At 38.6% G+C, this 22686-nt stretch carries 20 protein-coding genes and 1 other RNA gene; all 21 read right to left on the bottom strand.

Annotated elements, in window-relative coordinates; genetic code table 11:
• Positions 1-153: 153 nt before the first annotated feature.
• The gene (locus tag HNQ98_RS00985) at positions 154-1371 is read right to left on the bottom strand and encodes an OFA family MFS transporter (RefSeq protein ID WP_135197542.1); all 1218 of its coding nucleotides are present in this window, start codon (positions 1369-1371) and stop codon (positions 154-156) included.
• A 71-nt stretch (positions 1372-1442) separates the two neighbouring features.
• Positions 1443-2246: an alpha/beta hydrolase gene (locus HNQ98_RS00980; protein WP_135197543.1), complete on the bottom strand. Its 804-nt coding sequence runs from the start codon at positions 2244-2246 to the stop codon at positions 1443-1445.
• Between the two features lie 61 nt (positions 2247-2307).
• A complete protein-coding gene (locus tag HNQ98_RS00975; RefSeq protein WP_135197544.1) occupies positions 2308-3972 on the bottom strand; it encodes a formate--tetrahydrofolate ligase in 1665 nt (554 codons plus the stop codon).
• Positions 3973-3984: 12 nt separating this feature from the next.
• A complete protein-coding gene (purD, locus tag HNQ98_RS00970; RefSeq protein WP_135197545.1) occupies positions 3985-5241 on the bottom strand; it encodes a phosphoribosylamine--glycine ligase in 1257 nt (418 codons plus the stop codon).
• A gap of 156 nt (positions 5242-5397) precedes the next feature.
• A complete protein-coding gene (locus HNQ98_RS00965) occupies positions 5398-5859 on the bottom strand; it encodes an 8-oxo-dGTP diphosphatase (protein WP_184284908.1) in 462 nt (153 codons plus the stop codon).
• Positions 5860-5910: 51 nt separating this feature from the next.
• The gene (gene purH, locus HNQ98_RS00960; protein WP_184284887.1) at positions 5911-7437 is read right to left on the bottom strand and encodes a bifunctional phosphoribosylaminoimidazolecarboxamide formyltransferase/IMP cyclohydrolase; all 1527 of its coding nucleotides are present in this window, start codon (positions 7435-7437) and stop codon (positions 5911-5913) included.
• A complete protein-coding gene (purN, locus tag HNQ98_RS00955) occupies positions 7434-8024 on the bottom strand; it encodes a phosphoribosylglycinamide formyltransferase (protein ID WP_135197547.1) in 591 nt (196 codons plus the stop codon). The genes purH and purN overlap by 4 nt, the downstream gene beginning before the upstream one ends.
• The gene (gene purM / locus HNQ98_RS00950) at positions 8018-9043 is read right to left on the bottom strand and encodes a phosphoribosylformylglycinamidine cyclo-ligase (RefSeq protein WP_135197548.1); all 1026 of its coding nucleotides are present in this window, start codon (positions 9041-9043) and stop codon (positions 8018-8020) included. Before purM ends, purN begins: the two co-directional genes overlap by 7 nt.
• Positions 9040-10653 (bottom strand): amidophosphoribosyltransferase, encoded by a 1614-nt coding sequence (purF, locus tag HNQ98_RS00945; protein WP_184284886.1) that lies wholly within the window; start codon positions 10651-10653, stop codon positions 9040-9042. Before purF ends, purM begins: the two co-directional genes overlap by 4 nt.
• Positions 10635-12854 (bottom strand): phosphoribosylformylglycinamidine synthase subunit PurL, encoded by a 2220-nt coding sequence (gene purL / locus HNQ98_RS00940; RefSeq protein WP_135198156.1) that lies wholly within the window; start codon positions 12852-12854, stop codon positions 10635-10637. Before purL ends, purF begins: the two co-directional genes overlap by 19 nt.
• Positions 12855-12912: 58 nt before the next feature.
• Positions 12913-13587 (bottom strand): phosphoribosylformylglycinamidine synthase subunit PurQ, encoded by a 675-nt coding sequence (gene purQ / locus HNQ98_RS00935; protein WP_135197551.1) that lies wholly within the window; start codon positions 13585-13587, stop codon positions 12913-12915.
• A complete protein-coding gene (gene purS, locus HNQ98_RS00930; RefSeq protein WP_014974522.1) occupies positions 13584-13850 on the bottom strand; it encodes a phosphoribosylformylglycinamidine synthase subunit PurS in 267 nt (88 codons plus the stop codon). The genes purQ and purS overlap by 4 nt, the downstream gene beginning before the upstream one ends.
• Before the next feature lie 10 nt (positions 13851-13860).
• Positions 13861-14604 (bottom strand): phosphoribosylaminoimidazolesuccinocarboxamide synthase, encoded by a 744-nt coding sequence (locus tag HNQ98_RS00925; protein ID WP_135197552.1) that lies wholly within the window; start codon positions 14602-14604, stop codon positions 13861-13863.
• A complete protein-coding gene (gene purK, locus HNQ98_RS00920) occupies positions 14585-15706 on the bottom strand; it encodes a 5-(carboxyamino)imidazole ribonucleotide synthase (RefSeq protein WP_135197553.1) in 1122 nt (373 codons plus the stop codon). Before purK ends, HNQ98_RS00925 begins: the two co-directional genes overlap by 20 nt.
• Positions 15703-16188: a 5-(carboxyamino)imidazole ribonucleotide mutase gene (gene purE, locus HNQ98_RS00915; RefSeq protein WP_135197554.1), complete on the bottom strand. Its 486-nt coding sequence runs from the start codon at positions 16186-16188 to the stop codon at positions 15703-15705. Before purE ends, purK begins: the two co-directional genes overlap by 4 nt.
• Positions 16189-16420: 232 nt before the next feature.
• Positions 16421-17896, bottom strand: coding sequence for an ABC transporter substrate-binding protein/permease (locus tag HNQ98_RS00910; RefSeq protein ID WP_135197555.1), 1476 nt, complete (start codon positions 17894-17896; stop codon positions 16421-16423).
• A gap of 159 nt (positions 17897-18055) precedes the next feature.
• Positions 18056-18426: RNase P RNA component class B (rnpB, locus tag HNQ98_RS00905), an RNA gene on the bottom strand.
• Positions 18427-18485: 59 nt separating this feature from the next.
• Positions 18486-18854 carry a cell division regulator GpsB gene (gene gpsB / locus HNQ98_RS00900; protein ID WP_135197556.1) on the bottom strand — a complete coding sequence of 123 codons (369 nt, stop codon included), beginning with the start codon at positions 18852-18854 and terminating at the stop codon, positions 18486-18488.
• Positions 18855-18930: 76 nt separating this feature from the next.
• Positions 18931-19503 (bottom strand): SLOG family protein, encoded by a 573-nt coding sequence (locus HNQ98_RS00895; protein ID WP_135198158.1) that lies wholly within the window; start codon positions 19501-19503, stop codon positions 18931-18933.
• 55 nt (positions 19504-19558) lie between these two features.
• Positions 19559-21748: a transglycosylase domain-containing protein gene (locus HNQ98_RS00890; protein ID WP_184284885.1), complete on the bottom strand. Its 2190-nt coding sequence runs from the start codon at positions 21746-21748 to the stop codon at positions 19559-19561.
• Between the two features lie 23 nt (positions 21749-21771).
• Positions 21772-22386, bottom strand: a complete 615-nt coding sequence (recU, locus tag HNQ98_RS00885) for a Holliday junction resolvase RecU (protein ID WP_135197559.1) — start codon at positions 22384-22386, stop codon at positions 21772-21774.
• Positions 22387-22686: the final 300 nt, after the last annotated feature.

Genomic DNA, 22686 nt, shown 5'->3' with positions numbered 1-22686 from the left:
TTGTTTTGTCTTTATAGTTCATTGTATCAGGAATAACACATTTTGCGTTCGTTATTTTATTAATTTTATCTCACAAACATTAAATTATTACGCTAAACACGAACACTAATCATCTTAAAAACTTATAAAGCGAACGTTTCGTTTGTAAGCGGTTTATTTAATTAACATTTGTGTTGGTTTCACAACCCATCTTGCGATGCAGAAAGCTATCAAGTATAACACAGCAATAGCAATAAACACTGTTTGATATGGCATATTTAGAACATGAACCACAAAACTTGCTAGTTGATTACCCGATAACCCGGCTGCTGCCCAAGCTGTTAAAGCAATACCATGCACTTTTGAAATAGCCTTCATACCAAACCGATCAGATAGTAATGGTGGTAAAGCTGAAAAACCACCACCATATCCGGCATTAATCAAAAAGAAACTGGCTACTAAAATAATCGGCATAATCATACTGGTGTTCGGTAAGAAATATGCCAATAGTGACATGAAAAGTGATAAACCAAAAATGATTTGATAAATCGCGTTACGATCTTTTAATCTATCTGACCAAGTAGCAAAACCAATCCGACCAGCTGCATTGAAGAAAGCATCAATACTCACAATAAGCGTAATCGATGCAACAGAGAATACTGCAACCCCTCTGGCATCAATTAGTCCAGTTAAAATATCTTTTTCTTGAGAAATAATAGCCAAACCAGCGGTAATGTTGAGATAAAACATTAGCCATATCCCAATGAAATTGGGATTCTTCACAAGCAACATCGGATTAAATTTATTTGCTAATGCTCGTTCATGCCAATCTAGTGGTTTTCGAATTAACAAAGTACCAATTAACATCATCACTGCAAAAATGCCACTTAAAATAATAAACATTTGTGATAAACCAACTTTTATTTGGAGACTAATCATCACTGGTGAAAAAATCATTTTTGCCAAACCGAATCCAGCAACTGCTAACCCAGTCCCCAACCCTTTATTATCTTTAAACCATAACATTAAGTTTTTCACTGGTGTTAGGTAACCAATTCCTAGTCCAATACCCATTATAACGCCGTAAAAGATGTAGATACCAATAAGTGATTTTTGTTGAATACTAATCCCAGTCCCTATCATACCAACAACAAAAAATGCTGTAGATAACAAGGCTGATTTTTTAATATCTTGTTCGACAAAATGTCCTAAAACAGCAGCCGACAAGCCAAGAAATAAAATTGCCAACGAAAATGCCCACTCAACACTTGGAACAGAAGCCCCAATTTCATTAGCTATTGCCTGCTTAAATACGCTCCACGCGTATACAGTTCCAATACTACCATGAATCAATAACGCTGGCAGTGCAGCCCTTAGCCATTTATTTTCCATTAATCCTCTACTCCTAAATAGATGTCTTTTTTAGTTAATATCAGCAATGTTGATGCGATTAATTTGAAAAATTATGATAATCTTTTTTCTGGTTGATAATCAATCGGCAACCATTCAAGTACACGTTCAATTTTTTTGTCCCAATAATACCACTCATGTTCACCAGGATCAGTTTCAAAAGTAACATCATATCCAAGTGTTTTAAAGTGAGCAATGGCTTGTTCATTATTGTCGTATAAAAAATCTTGTTCACCAATCCAAGCATAAAGCTGTGGTAATTGTTGCTGACTATCAGCTTGTTTTGTGGCCAAGGTTAACACATCATTTTCTGATCCCATCAACTTGTCTAAATTACCAAATATACCTTGCCAATAGGCTGAATTTTGCCAAGTATCTCGCTCTGGAAAATTTGGATCTCCCAATAAAGCACCCGATAATGAAGCTGCATAACTGAATTTTTGACCACTAAAAGCCATTTTAAAAGCACCGTAACCACCCATTGATAGACCTGCTACAAAGTTTTTTTCACGTTTGGTCGAAATTTGTGGCAATAATTCAGCCACTTTTTGAGGTAGTTCTTCAAATAAAGCATCGAAATAATGCATACCATATTGTGTATTGGTGTACCAAGCGAGGTCAGTTGACGGCATAATAATTGCAACTGGTGTTTGTCGTACTAAGCGCTCAATATTTGTCCGTCGTTGCCAAACTGCCTGATCACCAGACATGCCATGTAATAAATAAAGCACAGGTATATCTTGCAATACTGTATTTGTCCATTGTGGATTGTGCTCAGATAATTCTGGTAAAATCACGTTCATGACACGATCCATACCTAAAACATTTGAATAATAATTTATCTGTAAAAATGCCAATACATACTCCTTTAATACTTGCTACTATTAATTGAACACGCAACTATCTTTGGTCTGTCCCCTAAAACAGTCCGGTAATCACACCATTTTCATCAATATCAATGTCAAATGCTGCCGGATGTTTTGGCAATCCCGGCATAGTTAAAACAGATCCCGTCATCGCTACTAAGAAGCCTGCGCCAAGTTTTGGTACAAACTCTCGGACATGAATAATAAAGTCCTTTGGTGCGCCCAACTGCTTAGCATCATCAGACAATGAGTATTGTGTTTTTGCCATGATAATAGGTAATTTGTCCCAACCATGTTGTTTAAATTCTGCCAATTGTTTGCTAGCTTTAGCAGATAACTCAATTTTAGCAGCACCGTAAATTGTTTGCGCAATATTATTAAGCTTATCGACCGCTTCATCATTGGGTTCATAAAGTGGCGTAAAATCAGATTCTTGATCCGCTTTTTCAATCACTGCAGCTGCCAGTTCTTCAGCACCAGCACCACCTTTAGCCCACACTTCAGTCGTATAGGCTTCAAAACCAAATAGATGAACATAGTTTTGAATTTCTTGTAATTCAGCTTCAGTATCTGCAGTAAAGCGATTAATAGCTACCACTACTGGCACACCGTAGCGTCCCATAGCGGTTAGATGTTGACCCAAATTCTCTAAACCAGTTTTCAAGGCAGCAATATTTTCATGATTCAACTCAGACAATGGCACACCACCATGATGTTTCAAAGCACGAATAGTCGCGACAATAACAATTGTGTCTGGTGTTTTACCTAATATAGGTACCTTAACATCCAAAAACTTTTCACCACCCAAATCAGCACCAAATCCTGCTTCAGTCACCGTGTAATCAGCTAATTGCAAAGCCGTTTTTGTGGCCAAGACTGAGTTAGTCCCTTGAGCAATGTTAGCAAATGGCCCACCATGAATGATGGCCGGTGTATGTGCCAGGGTTTGTACTAGGTTTGGTTTGATGGCATCTTTCAACAAAACTGTAATTGCTCCAGCCACACCAAGATCTTCAACTGTTACTGGCGCTTTGTCATATGTATAACCGACAACAATACGTTCGACGCGTGCTTTTAAGTCCATTAAATCAGTTGATAACGTCAAAATCGCCATTAATTCAGATGCTACTGTGATATCAAAGCCATCTTCTCTAGGAACGCCCGATGTTGGCCCACCAAGGCCAACCGTCACATGACGTAACGCCCGATCATTAATATCTAAGACTCGTTTCCACAAAATACGTCTTGGATCAATATTTAGCGGATTACCCTGATGTAAACTATTATCTAATATCGCTGCCAATGTATCATGAGCTGAAGTTAGCGCATGAAAATCACCTGTGAAATGTAAATTAATATCGGCCATCGGTACTACTTGCGCGTACCCACCACCCGTAGCACCACCTTTCATACCCATTACTGGTCCGAGTGATGGCTCACGTAAGGCAATCATTGTTTTTTTACCAGCTAATGATAAAGCATCTGCCAAACCAACTGTCACTGTTGATTTTCCTTCACCAGCTGGCGTTGGATTGATAGAAGTAACTAAAATTAATTTTCCTAAATCTGATTTCCGTGTTACTGTCGGATCCAGTTTAATCTTTGCTTTATCATAACCGTAAGGTTCGATTTCATGTGCTTGTAAACCAGCATTTTCAGCAATTTTCATTATTGGTTCAATGTCAGAAGCTTGTGCGATTTCAATATCTGTCTGCATGTCGGTATCCCCTTAAATTCTTTTATTTTCTGATTGAACTGCCTGATAAGCAATATCATGTCGATACTGTAACTCTGTTTTTAACATATCTATTTTATTATAAACTTTTTGTTGCGCTAATGTTGCGCTGCTCCCATGAGTTACAATCGTTGCTACACGACCACCATTAGCTTTACCAGCCTTCACACCAGCATAATTAATGATCAATGGCGACACATCATCAACACTAGGCACGGCTGCGCCTTTAACTGGTGACTGGGGATATCCACTTGCTGCTAAAACAACGCCAACATAAACATCTTTAGTTTGCCAACGGGGCTGAGGTTGCCGACCACCAATTAACTCATCAATAACTTGATAAAAATCACCTTGAAACTGTGGTAACACAACTTGTGCTTCTGGATCACCAAATCGCACATTAAATTCAACAACTTTTGGTCCTTCATCAGTTAACATGACACCTGTATATAAGACCCCCACAAATGGCATGCCTTCTTGAGCCATAGCATTTACTGTTGGTACTACAAGTGTCTTAATTGCTTGTTGATAGACCTCATCCCCTAACCAACGCACTGGGCTATATGCGCCCATTCCCCCGGTATTGGGTCCTTTATCACCATCATATCGCCGTTTATGATCTTGTGCCAATGGTGCATGAACCATCACGCCATTTTCACCAACAAGTGAAAATATAGAAAACTCCACACCAGCCATATAAGATTCAATAACTAATTTATCTTCTGGATTATGTGTGTACAAATCCTGTAAGTATGCTGCTACTTCTTCTTGAGTTGTTGCAATAGTGACCCCTTTACCCAGCGCCAAGCCATCATATTTCAAAACAACTGGTATACCAAATGTACCTACTTGTTGCTGAGCCTCGCGTAACGAACTTACTGTTACTGATCTAGCAGTTGGAATATTATATTGCTGTAAAATATTTTTAGTAAAGGACTTAGATCCTTCTAATTGTGCAGCTAATTTTGATGGTCCAAAAATACGTAATCCGGCTTGCTGGAATAAATCAACAATTCCTAGTGTTAATGGTTCCTCATTCCCAACAAAAGTTAAATCCACTTTTTCTCGCAACGCCAAGTCAACTAAACCTGACAAATCAGTCGCTGACGTAGCAATACATTGTATACCGATATCTTGCATGCCATCATTTCCAGGCGCTACCAGAACCGTTTCCACTTGTTCACTTCTACAAAATGTTTGTGCTAAGGCATGCTCGCGCGCACCAGATCCGATAATCAATACTTTTTTCATGCTATCCTCTATACAATTCTCTGTTACGATATCAGTTCGTCAGATTGATATCGCTTTATATCTACTATTTATCAGTATTTTTATAAAAAAATAAAAAAGGTTCGCTCACACGAATACTTTTTTACTTTTGAGTTTTAAACAGGCACCGCATATATGTTAAAGCCAGTCTAAAGTCCATTGTCCATCTTGTTTGTCACTTAGCGCTAATTCATTAACTTCTGGTTGATCGAAGACTGGTAACATCTCCATAAATGTACGTGGCGTCACCATATTTTTTAACTTATCACGCGTCGTCCAAAAAATGTCACCTTCTCGCCCAGAATGAACGGTACCGTGATATTGCGTTGCTTTAAAGAGCATCACAATATAGCGTGCGCCATCGGCTATTGGCCATTCTTTCAGACCAACCAATTTTGGTTTTTCTATAATCAACCCTGTTTCTTCTTGTACCTCGCGGATAGCACTAGCCACAACTGTTTCACCCGCTTCAATATGTCCACCAGGAAATGTAACGCCAGGCCATGCTGGATCTTTACGATCTTCAACCAAAATTTCATGCGTTACTGGATTTTCAATCATAATCATATTGGTAAATTCGATTGGTGTTGTTCGTGCCATCATTTTTCCTCTGTAAAAAATTATAGCATAGGTAAAAAACACATCAAATCATTAATGTTTAAAGTGACGTGTCCCAGAAAATACCAACACAACACCTAATTCATCGGCTTTCGCAATGGAATCTTTATCCTTAATTGAACCACCAGGTTCAACAATTGCTTTAATACCATGTTCAGCAGCATATTGAACAGAATCAGACATTGGGAAAAATGCATCCGATGCCAATACTGCTTCATCAAAACCTGCTTTTTTCTCAGCCTTTTGAATTGAATAAACGACAGAATCAATACGATTAGGCTGACCAGCACCCACACCAAGTGTTTGTCCGTCTCGTGCGACGACAATCGCATTAGATTTCACATGCTTGACAGCTTTTTGAGCAAAAATCATGGCATGTAACTGTTCAGTGGTTGGTTGTGCTTTTGATACAACTTCAAAGTTAGCTTCCGATTCACCCACTAAGTCACGTTCTTGCACAACCACACCGCCGAGAATTGATGTCACTTCTAATTTCTGTGGCACAATTGTTGTAAACGGTAAAGTTAGCAAACGAAGATTCTTTTTAGCCGCTAAAATATCATAGGCTTCTTGTGTAAAACTTGGTGCAATAATAATTTCTAAGAAAATGGCATGCATCTTTTTCGCAGTTGCAGCATCAACTTCACGATTAAGCGCTACAATACCACCAAAAATTGAAATGTCATCAGCCGAAAATGCATTATCCCATGCTGATTCAAGTGTTATTCCTTGACCAATTCCAGCCGGGTTCATATGTTTAACTGTAACAACTGTTGTATCGTCGAATTCTGAAATAATACGTAGCGCTGCATCAACATCACGAATATTATTGTATGATAATTGCTTACCGTGTAAAATATTAGCATTCAAAACAGAATACGTTTCAGGTAGCGCTGTTTTGTAAGCAGCAGCTTGCTGATGCGGATTTTCCCCATAACGCATGTCGTCAAATTTATCATAAGGTAATGTTAATTGAGCTGGAAATTCAGATGCCGTTAAATACTGAGCGATAAGGGCATCATAAGCTGCTGTATGTTGAAAAACTTTAGCAGCTAATTGTTTACGATAAGTTGATGAGATGTTATTTTCTACTAACCTAGCAATAATATCATCATAATCAGCTGGATCAACCACTGGCAAAACTGAAGCAAAATTTTTGGCAGCAGATCGCAGCATTGAAGGTCCACCAATATCGATATTTTCAATTGCTTCCGACTCAGTCACGCCCTCTTTTTGAATGGTAGATTTAAAAGGATATAAATTAACAACAACAATGTCAATTGGTTTAATATTAAATTTTTCAAGCGTTGCCATATGTTCTGGTAAATCACGTCGCGCTAATAAACCTGCATGAACACGGGGATGTAATGTCTTCACACGACCATCCAGCATTTCTGGAAAATCAGTCACTGCTTCAATTTCTAAGACATCCAACCCAGCATCGGCTAATACGTGATGTGTCCCACCTGTAGATACAAGTTCATAACCAAGTTCAATTAATTTTTGAGCAAAAGGCACTAAGCCACGCTTATCTGAAACACTAATTAATGCACGAGTCATTTTGAAAATACTCCTTCTTTCAGTAAATGTTCTAAAGTATCAGGATATAAAACATGTTCAACTTTATGAATGCGCGCTTCTAAGTCTGCCAACGTATCCTGTGATAAACGTGGTACAGATTGCTGAGCAATCACTTGACCTGTATCAATGCCATCATCAACAAAGTGAACAGTCACACCTGTTTCAGTGACACCAGCTTCATAAGCATCTAAAATACTCTGTCGGCCAGGAAATTTTGGTAACATGGCTGGATGTAAATTAACAATGCGCCCTGGAAAAGCAGCTGTCAGAGTTGGTGTTAAAATACGCATATAACCTGCTAACAAAATACCATCAACTTCATCTTCATGAAGTTGTTTTATAATAGCTAATTCTGCCAGCGATTTGGAATCATAATCAGCATATCGGATTACCATCGCAGGTACACCAAATAATTTTGCCAGATGCAATGCCCCAGCATCCGCTTTATCAACAACCAATCTTACAATTTCAGCAGGTAATTGCCGTTGTAAAACCGCATCGTGTAATGCTTGAAAATTAGTTCCTGTACCAGAGGCGAATATCGCCAATTTCACTTGCCCTACCATGGTGCCTCACCTTTAAAAATCACTGGTTCTGATTGCTTTGAGGTCACCTTGCCAATAACATGCGCGTCATCAACTTGTTTTAAAGCTGCCGTGACATTTTTTTCAGGAACAACAAGAATCATCCCTAAACCATTATTAAACGTCAGCAACATATCTTCAAGTGATAAATTACCAGCAGCTTGAAGTGCATTAAATATTGGCAAAATTGGCCATGTTCCCCAGCTAATCTCAGCTGAAAGATGGCTTGGCAATGCCCGTGGTAAGTTTTCAATTAGACCACCACCAGTGATATGAGCTATTGTCGTCACTAAATGTTTTTCTATTAATGGCCAAACACTGTGAGCATATAGTTTGGTGGGTGTGAGTAGATTCTTTTGCAAATCTGGATCCAAATCAGCAAACGCCTCAGATGATTGAATACCAAAAACTTGACGAACTAATGAATAGCCATTGGAATGAATACCAGATGATGGTATGCCAATCAATACATCCCCTTCTTTCACATTATCTGGATTTAATAGCTGATCACGTTCAGCCACACCAACAGCAAATGCAGCTAAATCATAATGCTTTTTGGCATATAAACCAGGTAACTCAGCACTCTCACCACCAATCAATGCCACACCAGATGCCTTAGCAGCTGCAGCTATCCCTGTCACAATCTCTGCTACTACTGCAGGTCTCATTTTATCAACAGCTAAATAATCTAACATGAAAGCTGGTTTTGCACCTTGTGATAAAATATCATTGGTCACCATTCCCACAAGATCTTGGCCGATTGTATCATGTTTGTCAGCTGCAATTGCAAGTAATAATTTAGTGCCTACACCATCAGCACCGGATATTAACACTGGATCTTTTAAATCTGTACCTAATGCATAAGTGGCACCAAATCCACCTAAATGACTTAATACATTTGGGGTATAAGTTGACGCAACAGCATCTTGCATTAGTTCTACTGCTTGCTCTCCAGCCTTAATATCAACGCCTGCGGATTGATAGGCATTTTTTTTGGTCATATTTCTACTCCCTGATTAGTTTTTGTATCAAAATGAATAGTACCATCATCTGCAATAGCTTGCTGACGAAGCGTTGCTACTTGTCGTGGATGATAAGTTGTTGTTGGCTCAGGTTCAAAATCGACTTGACCACTTTTGATTAATTCCGACAAACTCGACTCGTAATCGTAAACTGGACTTGGATAATGACCATCAAAATATGCTGTCGTCAAGCCAGTTCCTGCCCCATCATAAGGCAAATCTATCGCTTTAACTAGCGCATCAACTGACAAGAATCCCAGCGAATCAGCCTCAATTTTCTCACGCATTTCAGGAATTGTGTGTTGTGCGCCTAGAAGTTCTTTTGTTGTTTGCATGTCAATACCATAAAAGGATGGTAATTTAAAGACCGGGCTGGCAATACGGACATGTACAGACTTAGCACCTGCTTCTTTTAACATGCGGACAATGTACATTGATGTTGTACCACGCACAATTGAATCATCAACTAATACCACATTCTTACCACAAATGACTTCCTTCACAGCGCTTAATTTCATACGAACTGCGCGCTCACGCTTATCTTGTGTTGGTTCAATAAACGTTCGCGCAATATATTGATTTTTAATCAATCCCATTTCATTTGGTAAACCCGTTGCTTGAGCAAAACCAGCAGCAGCGGACAGACTTGAGTTTGGTACACCGACAATAATATCTGCATGAGGTACAGGTTGTTCTTTTGCTAACGCCGCACCCATCCTTTTACGTGCCTGATGTACATTCACACCATAAATGGTAGAATCCGGCCTTGCAAAATAAATATATTCCATCGCATCAATATTTAAAGTTGTCTGTGTCGTATAATGATCAATCGTCATACCAGTATCATCAATACTAATGAGTTCACCAGGCTGAACATCGCGTAAAAATTTTGCGCCGACAACGTCTAGAGCTGCCGTTTCTGATGTCACTACATATTGACCATCAGGCATTTGACCAACTACAAATGGGCGAAAGGCGTGCGGATCTAATGCTGCAAACATCCCATATGGTGTTAACAATAGATAAGCAAAACCACCACGAACACGATTCAGAGCTTCTTTTAATTGATCGACAAAGCGAGTAGCTTTTGAATGACGAATTAAATGCAATAAAATCTCAGAATCTGATGAACTTTGGAAAATTGCACCTGTGTCTTCTAATTCCTGACGTAACGATGATGCATTGGTCAGATTGCCATTATGTGCTAAAGCCATTTGCATATCTTGGAAATTAGCCATCATTGGTTGAATATTTTCAATACCATGTGAACCTGCCGTTGCGTAGCGGACATGCCCAATGGCACTGTGCCCGCTTAGTGGTTCAATACGAGCAGGATTACGGAAAACATCGCTTAACAAGCCTAAACCACGTTCTTGCCATAAGTGTCCATCTTGATTAGATACAATACCGGCACCTTCTTGACCACGATGTTGTAAAGCGTGGAGACCATAATATGTCGATTGTGCCGCATCGGATCGTCCCCAAACACCAAAAATGCCACATTCCTCATTCAAGCTACGCACATTAACACGCATTTTTTCCATTAATTGATTGGATGCCTGTCCAGAATCTAAGCCTTTAGCTGCCATGAAATACTCTCCTGATAAATTTTCTTGGTCTCTGCTCTTGAACCTGCCAATGTTTCTGTCGCCGTAGTAATTTGCCAATCATCATCTGAAGTCACTAATCCTAATTTAGTCACATATTGGCCACCTAATTCCTCAAAATAGCTCATTTTATCAGCTGGTACACTGACTAAAAAACGACTGGGTGTTTCTGAGAATAGATAGTGGGACAACCAATTTGTTGTCACTTGGAAACTTAAATTACCAGCAAAACTACTCTCTAACAAGCTGACAATTAGGCCACCTTCGGATAAATCATGCACACTAGCAAATAATTTTTGGTCAATACCCTCAAGCACTAAACGTTGTGATTTTAATTCAGCTGTTGGATCAATGTCAAACAACTGGCCACCAATACTTCCAGTTTGCATTTTCTGGATTTCAGACCCATTGAAGCTTGCTTCGGTTTCACCAATCAGGTAAATTACATCTCCAGCATTTTTAAAATCAATAGTTGTTGCTTTGGTGACATCTTCTAACAAACCAACCATGCCAATCATCGGTGTTGGATAAATAGCTCGCCCATCGGTTTCATTGTAAAGAGAAACGTTACCTGAAATGATTGGCGTATTCAATTGTTTTGCCATAATATTAATTCCTGAAACAGCTTGATCTAGTTCGTAATAAACTTCAGGATTATCTGGTGAGCCAAAATTCAAACCATCTGTAATGCCAATGGGTAATGCCCCAGTTGCTACAATATTGCGTGCTGCTTCAGCAACCGCCATTTGCGCACCCTTTAATGGATCTAAATACAAATATCGTGCATTGACATCTGTTGTCATGGCTAAGGCTTTTTGTGTACCGCGCACCCGAATTAATGCGGCATCACCACCGGGTTTGATGACTGTATCAGCACGCACCATGCTATCAAAATGCCTAAATAATGCAGCTTTGGAAGCAATAGTTGGTTGAGCTATTAATGATAGCACAGTCTTTTTAAGATCGGACATGTCAGGTAAATATTGTTTTGAGGATAACTCTTTTATACGTGCTGGTACCGCCATTGGTAAATCTTGTTTAGGTGCATGTGTCAAAAAATCAATGGGCACATCTGCCACAATTTCACCATCAAATTCTAAAATAAATTGTTCATTATCAGTCACTTCACCAATAATGACTGCATCCAAATCATTTGTCTCAAACAAATCAATGATAGCTTGTTCTTCGCCTCTTTTAACTACAAATAACATACGCTCTTGCGATTCTGACAACATGAGTTCATAAGGTGTCATATTCGTTTCACGTTGTGGCACCAAATCTAAATTCAAGGTCATACCTTGTCCCGCTTTAGATGCCATTTCCGAACTAGATGAAAGTAGTCCAGCAGCGCCCATATCTTGAATACCAACAATAATGTCAGCGTACTCACGCACTGCTTGTAATGTCGTATCCATCACTAACTTTTCCAAAAAGGGATCACCAACTTGTACAGCTGACCTATCAGATTCATGTGTCGAGGAAAACTCTGCTGAAGCAAATGATGCACCATTAATACCATCGCGACCAGTTTTGGCACCCACATAGATCACTGAGTTACCAACACCTTTAGCCTGTCCAACCTGCATCGCAGTCTTTTCCATCAATCCAACTGCCATAACATTAACTAGTGGGTTACCAGCATAAACATCATCAAAGGCGATTTCACCGCCAACAGTGGGGATACCAATGGCATTCCCATAACCAGCAATGCCGGCAATGATACCATCTACCAGATGTCTTGTTCGCGGATTATTTAATTCACCAAAGCGTAGTGAGTCGAGAGCTGCAATTGGTTGTGCGCCCATTGAGAAAATATCTCGTAAAATACCACCAATACCAGTAGCCGCACCCTCATAAGGTTCAACAAAACTTGGATGGTTATGGCTCTCAGCTTTAAAAACAACCGCCTGCCCATCACCAATATCTAGAATACCTGCCCCTTCTCCGGGGCCTTGTAAGACACGTTCATTTTGTGACCAAAATTTTTTTAAAATTGGTTTTGATTTTTTATAAGATACATGCTCAGACCACATGCCAGAAAAGATACCAGTCTCTGTGAAATTAGGTAAGCGATCGAGTGTTGCAACAATTAACTCATATTCTTCTTGTGTTAGACTCCAATCTAAATAGATTTTTGAATCACGCACTTGTTCTGGTGACATTTCCTTACTTACTTTTGTCATTGTTAATGCCTTTCATAAAGGGATTTCATCTCGAGTATGCGTTATCTAAATGAGATAATTACGCGGTAACTTTTGTTAGAATAGCCGATAAAATACTCTTAAAAAATCCTTGCCCATCGATGTTACCTGTGATTGGGTCGACTGCTCGTTCTGGATGTGGCATCATGCCAAATACATTTCCTTGCTCGTTCATAATACCAGCAATATCACGAGCAGAACCATTAGGATTATCTGCATAGCGAAACACAACTTGATGATTGTTTTCTAGTTGATCTAGCGTCGCTTCATCAGCATAGTAATTGCCCTCACCATGAGCGATGGGTATCAAAATTTTTTCGTTAGCGTTGTACGTATTAGTGTATGCCGTGTCTGGATTAGCAATCGTTAGCAGCACCTCGTCACAAATAAATCCAGGATTTTTATTCATTAACAGTTGTCCAGGTAACAAGCCTGCTTCTGTTAATATTTGAAACCCATTGCAAATGCCAACAATAATCTTGCCCTCATTTGCTGCCTGGGTAACTGCACTCATGATTGGTGAAAAGCGTGCAATAGCACCTGTTCGAAGATAATCACCATAAGAAAAACCACCGGGTAAAAATATTGCATCAAAATTTGTCAAATCATTAGTTTTTGCGGAAATAATTTGAGCATCAACACCAAAATCCTGTAATGCATATAGCATATCAAAGTCACAATTTGATCCTGGAAAACTAATAACAGCCGCTCTCATACATCCACCTCATCTGCAACCAAACTCAAGTCAAAGCGATAAGTTTCTGTGTTTTGATTAATAAGCAGTGATTCGGTGAAACTTTGGGTTTCAGCTGTTGCACTGTCAACATCAGTTGCTTGTAATTTGACTTCAAAATATTTTCCTTGAGTCACTGTTTGTACCCCAGCGTAATCCATTCGGTGTAATGCTGATTTGATAACCTCACCTTGTGGGTCCAAAATAGAGGGCTTATACGTCACATAAATTTTTGCTAAATACATCATCTTCTCCTTATTTAACATGTGATAATCTGTCTAATACTTCATGATAGCCGACTGTCATATCACCCTTGTGTTCTCTAAATATATCCTTATCTAATGAATCACCAGTTGTTAAATCAACCAATCTCATATTATCTGGTGACAATTCATCAGCTAGTATAATACTGCCAGATGCTGTACGACCAAATTCAAGTTTGAAATCAATCAATTGAATGTTAATCGTTGAAAATAAGTGACTTAACAATTGATTAATTTGTTGCGCTTCTTGTCTTAAGTAAATCAACTCATCAGAAACCGCATACCCTAATGCTAAGATTTGTGAGTCATTAATGAATGGGTCATCCAAAGCGTCAGATTTATAATAAAATTCTTGCACAATAGGCGTTAATTTTTTCATGGGCGTCACTTGAAATTTACTGACAAAGTGGCCAGAAGCATAATTTCGCGTGACAACTTCTATTGGTAAAATCTCTAGTGCTTGTACTAATTCATCAGTTTTAGAAATTGATAATAAATAATGATTTTTGATGTTTTGTTGTGTTAAATAATCAAATAACAAATGACTAATGGCACTATTTAACTGACCTTTTCCATCAATTTGTTCCTTTTCCTTACCATTTTTGGCAGTGGCTTGATCAAGATAATGTATCCATAAAATATCAGGATCATTTGTCGTATAAACTTCTTTAGCTTTACCAGTATATTTTAATTCACCCTGTTCAATCGTACGATTCTTATACGTCACGCTGTTCATGTGTTTGACTCCAATTCTGTAGTTTTTGAATGTTTTCTTGACCTAGTACCGTGATGTGTCCCATTTTACGATCGTGTTTAATTGCCGATTTGCCGTAATCGTGAAAATGCCATTCGGGATGTTCAGCAAAATCATGACGTGCTTGCTCTAGCTCATCCCCTAGCAAGTTAACCATCAAAGCTGGTTGGTACAAACTAATTGCAGGCAATGGTAGCCCAGTTATGCTTCGAATATGGCCTTCAAATTGTGATACATTGGTCGCTTCAATACTATAGTGTCCGGAATTATGCGGACGTGGTGCCAGTTCATTCACCCAGATGTCTTCACCATTGACAAATAACTCAATACCTAAGACACCTCGTAACGATAATGCAGTCGCTATATTAGTCGCAATGACGCCTATTTTTTCGCTAACTGTGTCAGTGACATTAGCTGGTACTAAACTTGTTTTCAATATGTGGTTAACATGTACATTCTCAGAAACAGGCCACTTTGTGATTTTTCCTTGGGCATCACGTGTCACCATGATACTAACTTCTTGATTAAACTGCACACGCTGTTCTAAAATTAAAGGTTGCGTTGGAAAATCAGTTAAAATATTATCAATATCAGCCAATTGATTCACTTCCCATTGCCCATGACCGTCATAACCACCATTAACTGTTTTCAAAATTGCTGGTAATGTTATCTTTTTCACTGCTATTCTAAAATCTTCTGGTGAATTGACTGCCATAAATTCGGCAACTGGCACTGCCGCCCTATCACGAATAAATGTTTTTTCGATCAAACGATTACTAGTAATACGTAACAAGTCTGTTCCTTGTGGCAAAATTGTTTTGTGTTGTGCCAGAGCTGTCATATCAACATTTTCAAATTCATAAGTTAAAATATCACTGCGCTGAGATAATGATTCTAATGCATTGACATCGTCATAATGCGCGACAATTTGAAAATCTGAAACTTGCCCTGCCGGCGACTGTGGTGTTGGGTCTAAAACGCCAACCTTATATCCCATCGCCTTGGCTGACAAGGCCATCATTTGTCCTAATTGGCCACCACCAATAATACCGATGGTTGCTGGTGGTAAAACTATATTTGTCATATTAAGTCAGCCTCACTGTCAATTGATGCTTGTCTTTGTTGCTGACGGAAATCAGTTAGTTTTGTTGTAATAGCTTCATCTTGAAGACTTACAATTTGAGCTGCTAAGATAGCTGCATTTTTAGCACCAGCTTCTCCGATAGCAACTGTAGCAACTGGAATCCCCGCAGGCATTTGTACAATTGATAGTAAAGAATCTAAACCATTTAATGCCCGCGTTTGAATGGGTACACCAATAACTGGTATCAACGTATTAGCTGCCAACATTCCTGGTAAATGCGCTGCACCGCCTGCGCCAGCAATAATCACTTGTAATCCACTGTTCTTAGCATTTTGACCAAAACGTTCTAATTCAGCTGGCATACGGTGTGCTGAAATAACATGTTTTTCATAAGTAATTCCAAATGTTTCTAACAGCGTGGTTGTTTTTTTCATGATTGGCCAATCACTAATTGACCCCATAACAACTGCAACTTGTGGCATGACTTCCTCCATTTTTTGACTAGTTATCCATTTCATTCGTTTACAATTTAAATTTAACAGAAAATCGACAAAAATACTTCGTTTTAAAATAATAATTTTCACAAAAAAAGCTATATAGTTCGTATAATACGAACTATATAGCTTTTTTTAAGATGATTTACGAACGTTTGGTTTGTAAGTGTTTTCATATTTTGAAAATCGAAACGTTCGCTTTTAATTTCAAACTATAAAATTAACGACTTGTGCGTGCCATTCGCTTTTCAGCGTATCCTAATGCACGACTAATACCAAATGTTAATATAAAATAAATGAGTGAAGTCATTAGTAGTGGAAAGAACGGTTTAAAGCTTGCTCCTTGGACCACACCGGTCTGAAACATTAATTCACCAACACCAATAACGGATACAACAGATCCTTCTTTAATTACCGTAACGAACTCGTTACCCAGTGCAGGTAAAATATTCTTAACAGCTTGTGGTAATACAATGTAACGCATTGCCTTGTTCTTAGATAGCCCAAGTGAACGAGCAGCCTCTGTTTGACCATAATTGACGGAATTAATTCCTGACCGGATAATTTCAGCAATATAGGCAGCAGAGTTTAATCCCATTGCCAAAGAACCAGCAGCAAAGGCAGATAGATTTAGACCAATAACTTGAGTCCCGAAGAACACCATAAACGCTTGCACAAGCAAAGGTGTACCACGAACATACTCAACATAAATGTTTCCGATAGCCTTTAATATGAAGTTCGGTGACAATTTAAACAAAGCAACTATCGTGCCCAAAATAATTCCGATAATAACCGCAATAGCCGCTAAGGCTAAGGTAATCAGAGTTCCTTTAATAAATAAATTACCATATTTTGACCAAAATGACTGATCATTGAACATTAACGCATTAGCTTTCTTTTGGAAAGTTTTCAACTGGCCTGATTCAACGATTTGGTCAATCGACTCGTTGATCTTTGATTTTAATACTGGTGAGTTTTTAGGCATGGCAACGGAAATTGCACCCTCAGACTCGTTTGGCTTAGGAAAAATCACCTTGAACGCTTTGTTTTGTTGTGCGTACGCCGAAGATATTGGATCATTTAATACAACACCTGCAATCTTACCTGCTGATAATTGCGAAACAAGATCAGGCACTTTTTGCAAACTAACCAATGTAGCAGAAGACATATTGTTTTGAACAAAAGTTTCCTGCGTTGTTTGTCGTTGAGCCCCTATTTTTTTACCTGAAAATGAATTAACATCTGTGGTAAATTGTGCTTCATTTTTCTTCAAAACCATAATGGTCTGCTTTGGTGCAAGATAGGATTTAGAAAAATCAATAACTTTCTCACGTTCAGGCGTTGCATTAATACCAGAAATAATAACATCAATTTTCCCAGTTTGTACAGCACCAATTAAACCATCAAAACCCATTTCTTTGATTTGAAGTTTAACACCTAAATCCTTTGCAATTTCTTTCGCCATATCAACTTCGAAACCAACAATTTTATCTTTACCATCAACTGTTGTATGGAACTCAAATGGGGCATAATCTGCGGAAAGGCCAACAACCAGTACACCACGTTCCTTTATTTTTGAATAAGCTGGGTCTGATTCCGCTGCTTTTGTTTCTGGCACAACAGCGATCATAAGTGGCAAGAGCAATATTAAACTCATCGCAACAGTCATTATATTTTTAATTATTTTAGATTTCATATCTCAATTCTCCTGTATACCTGATTGACGTAAATAATCATAACCCAAAATGAATTTTTATGCAACATAACTCAGGATATATTCACAATTGAGTTGAATATAATACTAAATAATGCATAAAATAAAAAACGCCACAAAGTGACGTTACCTGTTGTAAGTATCTGTAGGCCATGTTTTGTTCCAGTGATACGCAGGTACATACCACCTTCAGTAATCATCTATCTAAGTTTGTTGCCAAACCATACCAATCATTGCTTCAATTCGCTAGATTAGCCGCCCCTACCAAAAGTTTGGGTTGCCCGCTTGCGGGGTTTACCTCGTCTCAAACGCTAACTTTCATTAACGCGTACGTTTCTATGGCACTTTCAGATCTATTAAGACATAGCAAAGCCTTAGCCTGTTCGACCGCCGTAGCGTATTACCGCCCCTGGGTTTATTTTTTATCCCAGCACAAACCTTACAGTCATCTCAGACTGTGCGAGCATGGACCTTCCTCACGTTAGAAATATAACGCGCAATTACTCGATACTTACAAATATAGTAATTAAGCTTAAATATTACTCAGTTACGTACTTACAGTAAATTAAAGTTATTCCCCAGCGTCTCGACCAAATACTGCACGCTCTAAATTAGCGACACGCTTAATTAAATCTAAGTTCGTCACATTATTTGTTGGCTTTGGCTCTTCAACAATAGGTGATGCTGTTTGGGCTGCTGATGGTGTGTTGACTTGTTGTTGCTTAACAGTGACTAACTGATCTTGAGAAGCTTTTAGAGCAGTTTGTAAGCGAGTAACCTCACCTTGAAGCTGCTCAACACGTCCCGCAAAGGCACCATAATCCTTGATGATATCATCAAGGAAACTATCAACATCTGCCGGATCATAGCCAACACCCATACGCTTTTGCTTGAAAACGCGTTCTAAAATATCTTTTTGCGTGTATTTTACTTGTTCCACAAGTCACACCTCATTTACTTTTTTACTTAATCTATATTACCAATTATTTCTTAGAATTACAAGGAAAACGCCTTATTTATTCAGAAAAACCATGTTTTTCTGAATTCAATTCTTCATACTCTGTTGCGTAATCTTGTAGGTTGAGCATATCAACTAGCGTTAATGGATAAGGCGCCTGTTCTTGTTTATTTTTGATGATATTATAATCAAAAGTTGTTTTAGCCTCAAATTCAGTATCATAAATTAACAATGCTGCATCCGTATGTTCCAACATGAATTTTTGATAATTCTGTAACTGCCTTGGCCCCTCGTAAGGTATATTGGATACACTGTCCACAAAATCACTTTTAGCTCTAAGCAGTTTTAATTTTTCTTGATTGTTATCAGCCCACTGATTACCAAAATCTTTAAATGGCAACATCATCGCTATTTTGAGATTAGGAAATTCTGATTTTAATTCGTCTACAACTGCCACAGTCCATTGTTCAACGCCCAATTGACCTCCGGTAATCACCCATTCCAGCCCCCGTTCAATCTCATCTTTTAATGCGCACTTTATTGCATACTTTATGACTTCGATTTTCGGATCTTTATCACCAAATGTACCAATTTCATAACTGCGATACCCAGTAACCCATAATCTTGACATGATTGATACCCTCCAAAACAAAAGCCCTGCTTACGCAAGACTTTTTGGTGACTACTTAATTATTACCTGTAGTTGATCCAACTGCTGCTGAGCCGGAAATATTTGCTTCAGCTGGTGTTTCTCCAGATTGTGGAATTGAATTCACTAGTGGTAATCCACCATTACTCCACTTTTCATCCTTAACTTCATACTCAACAATATTACCACGTACCTTGGGTGTTACCGTATCTGGTTTTTCCCAATCCGTATTTGGTTTGTTTTGCATGGCATAAGACATTACCTTCTGGTAAAACTGTGAAGGTAAATCTTGGGATGTCCAAGGAATATATTTCCCAGGCTCATTCGGCTGATCATAGCCTGTCCAAACAGAAAGTACATAGGACTTAGTATATCCTGTAAACCAAGAATCCATGATTGCACGGTCTGGTTGACCAGCACTTGGATCATAACCAACTAAACCAGATTTTCCAGCTTGATGTAACCCAGGAATTACAGCCTCCGCAGCTGTAGCATTTGGCTTAATGACACCCTTCATCATATCCGTTAACATAAACGCGGTACTACTCTTAATCACACGTTTTCCTGTAGCCGAATAATTATGAGTCGTCCCATCTGGTGTCACAACTTTTGTGATATAGGTTGGCTTATAATAAGTACCACCATTAGAAATTGCACCATAAGCACCAGCTTCTTGTTCTGTTGAGACATCAATACCAATGGCTGCTGTGCCACCTGGTACTTCAGATGTTGGTATACCTAAACTATTCACGAATTTGGCAGCGTTTGTACCACCAACTTCTTCTAATGTACGCAATGCCGGTGTATTTCGTGATTGCGTTAACGCTGAACGCATTGTAATGTTGTTCATATATTTACCATCCCAGTTAGAAATAGTACTATTCATTCCTGGTAAGGTATATTTTTTATCCTCAACTGTACGATAGGTCGGCCAATTCAAATATTCGATTGCCGGACCGTAGTCAAGTAAAGGTTTAACTGAGGAACCGCCTGATCGATTAGATAATTTAGCATGATTGGTTCCCTGTAAAATATTTAAGTTACGGCCACCTAATTGAGCAACCACACGACCTGTTTTTGGATCAGCCATAGTAGCCCCAATTTGGGTGTCTTCTGCAGGGAAATTAACTGTATTACCATTAGCATTATCATAAAGTGATTGTTGCAGGTTCGAATCCATGCTGGTATATATTTTCAACCCAGATTTGGTGACATCATAACCCAGAGAATTAGCTTCTGAGAGTACTGACTGAACATAACCATCAACAACTTTGCGATTATTATTCGCAAGCTGTGTTTTAGCTGTTAAGTCTTGCAAACCATCACTTACTGGTACTTTTATCGCTTGATTTGCTTGGTTTTCCGTAATAGCACCATATTTCACCATGGATTGTAAAACAGTATCACGTCGCTTTTTAGCGGCTGAGTTATCTTTCAAATACGGATCATAATCCGTTGGTGATTGTGGCATACCTGCTAATAATGCGAGTTGGGGCAAGGATAATTCTTTTAGTGGCTTACCATAAAAATATGTGGCAGCTGTCTTCATGCCAGATACACCGTGTCCCATGTATACCTTATTCATATAAAATGTTAATATTTCATCTTTAGTAAAGTTTTTCTCAACACGCATTGCTAACCAAGCTTCTTGGGCTTTACGCTCAATTGTCTGATCAGCAGTAGATGTGCTAAACACTGATAACTTCACTAATTGTTGCGTTAATGTTGATCCACCTTGCATACCTAAGGATGACCCGCGGAAGTTGGCAACCGCTGCGCCCATAATACGGATAGGATCAACACCATTATGTTTGTAAAAACGACGATCTTCCGTTGCTACAACTGATTGTTTCAACATTTTTGGTATTTCATTAGTAGTAGCATAATCACGTTCTACAGTTGATAAACTCCAAATATTTTTCCCTTGATCATCAAGAATAGCACTAGAATTTTCAGATGCTAACTTGGATTCCGTAATATTTGGTGCATCATTAGCGTATGTCATGAATAACGCTACCCCAGACATTACGGCAATGATACCTAATACTAATAACCATAAGAAAATCATTAAAAACCAATGACGCTTTTTCTTTGGTTTTCTTGGACCGCCTGACCCATTACCGTTTTTTTTAGGTGGTCGTGGTGTTTTGGGTGGTTCCGTGGCTGGATAACTGTCATATGTATTACTATTGCGATTCACACGAGACCATTGATTCTCATTTGCCATAATTGATGGTGCACTCCTACTTGTTAGTTTAGATGTTCAAAGTATTGGTCAACAGCTTTTAAGTAATCTAAACTAGGGCTTAAACTTGCAGGTACAGAGTACCCTCGCCCTACAATTTCATCATACGAAATTGACTGTTTGCCATTCAACTTTTGCCACTGCGCAATTAATTCTTTTGCAGGATAGACATATGTCTCATTTAAACTGGTAAATTTAATAATAACAAAACCAATGCCCCCTTGCGCTAAAATATTAGCCAAATGCACAATTTGGTGTGCATGGAGATTTTTCAAAGGAAAAGAGGTTTTATTCTTTGTTTCTTTCGCGTCAAAATCAATATAACGTCCTTGATAGACACCGTTATAATCAGTCGTTGAAGCTTGCTTAAAATATGCTTCCGTAATTTTTGCAGCAGAACGTGCGGGATAATCAACTTTTACAATTGTTACTGGTGTTGGTTTTTTGTGAATTACTGCCATATGGTTAACCAAGTAGTAATCATTGGCAAGATTAATTTCCTCTTCTAAGCCCATACCACGCTTACCAAACATCAATGCTTTTTTAGTTGTTTTACCTGTGCGCATCGTATTTTCAACATGCGAAACACGCCGACTGCCCGTAGGATAGTTAATTGACATTATCACCCTCAAAACAAATTTAAAATATACAATACTATCTTACCATAAAAGATAGAAAACAAGTTAAACTTAATGCTGTGTGCTTTAAAACAACAGATAGGCTCATCTATGAACCACTTTTTAATTTCCTTAATTATCGCATATCGATGTGATTCGCTCTCATCAAGAGCTAGTTTGAGCGACTAAATATACTCCCTCTATAAAGTCTAAGGATTCAACAGTTAAGCTCAATTTTTGATAATATTATACTGGTAATCGATAAATAATGGATGTACGGACTAATCCCACTAGAAAGTGGCG

Source organism: Leuconostoc carnosum, assembly GCF_014207505.1.
GTDB lineage: Bacteria > Bacillota > Bacilli > Lactobacillales > Lactobacillaceae > Leuconostoc > Leuconostoc carnosum.
Note: the sequence above shows the minus strand (reverse complement) of the source record. Positions and strands in the feature narration are given on the sequence as shown.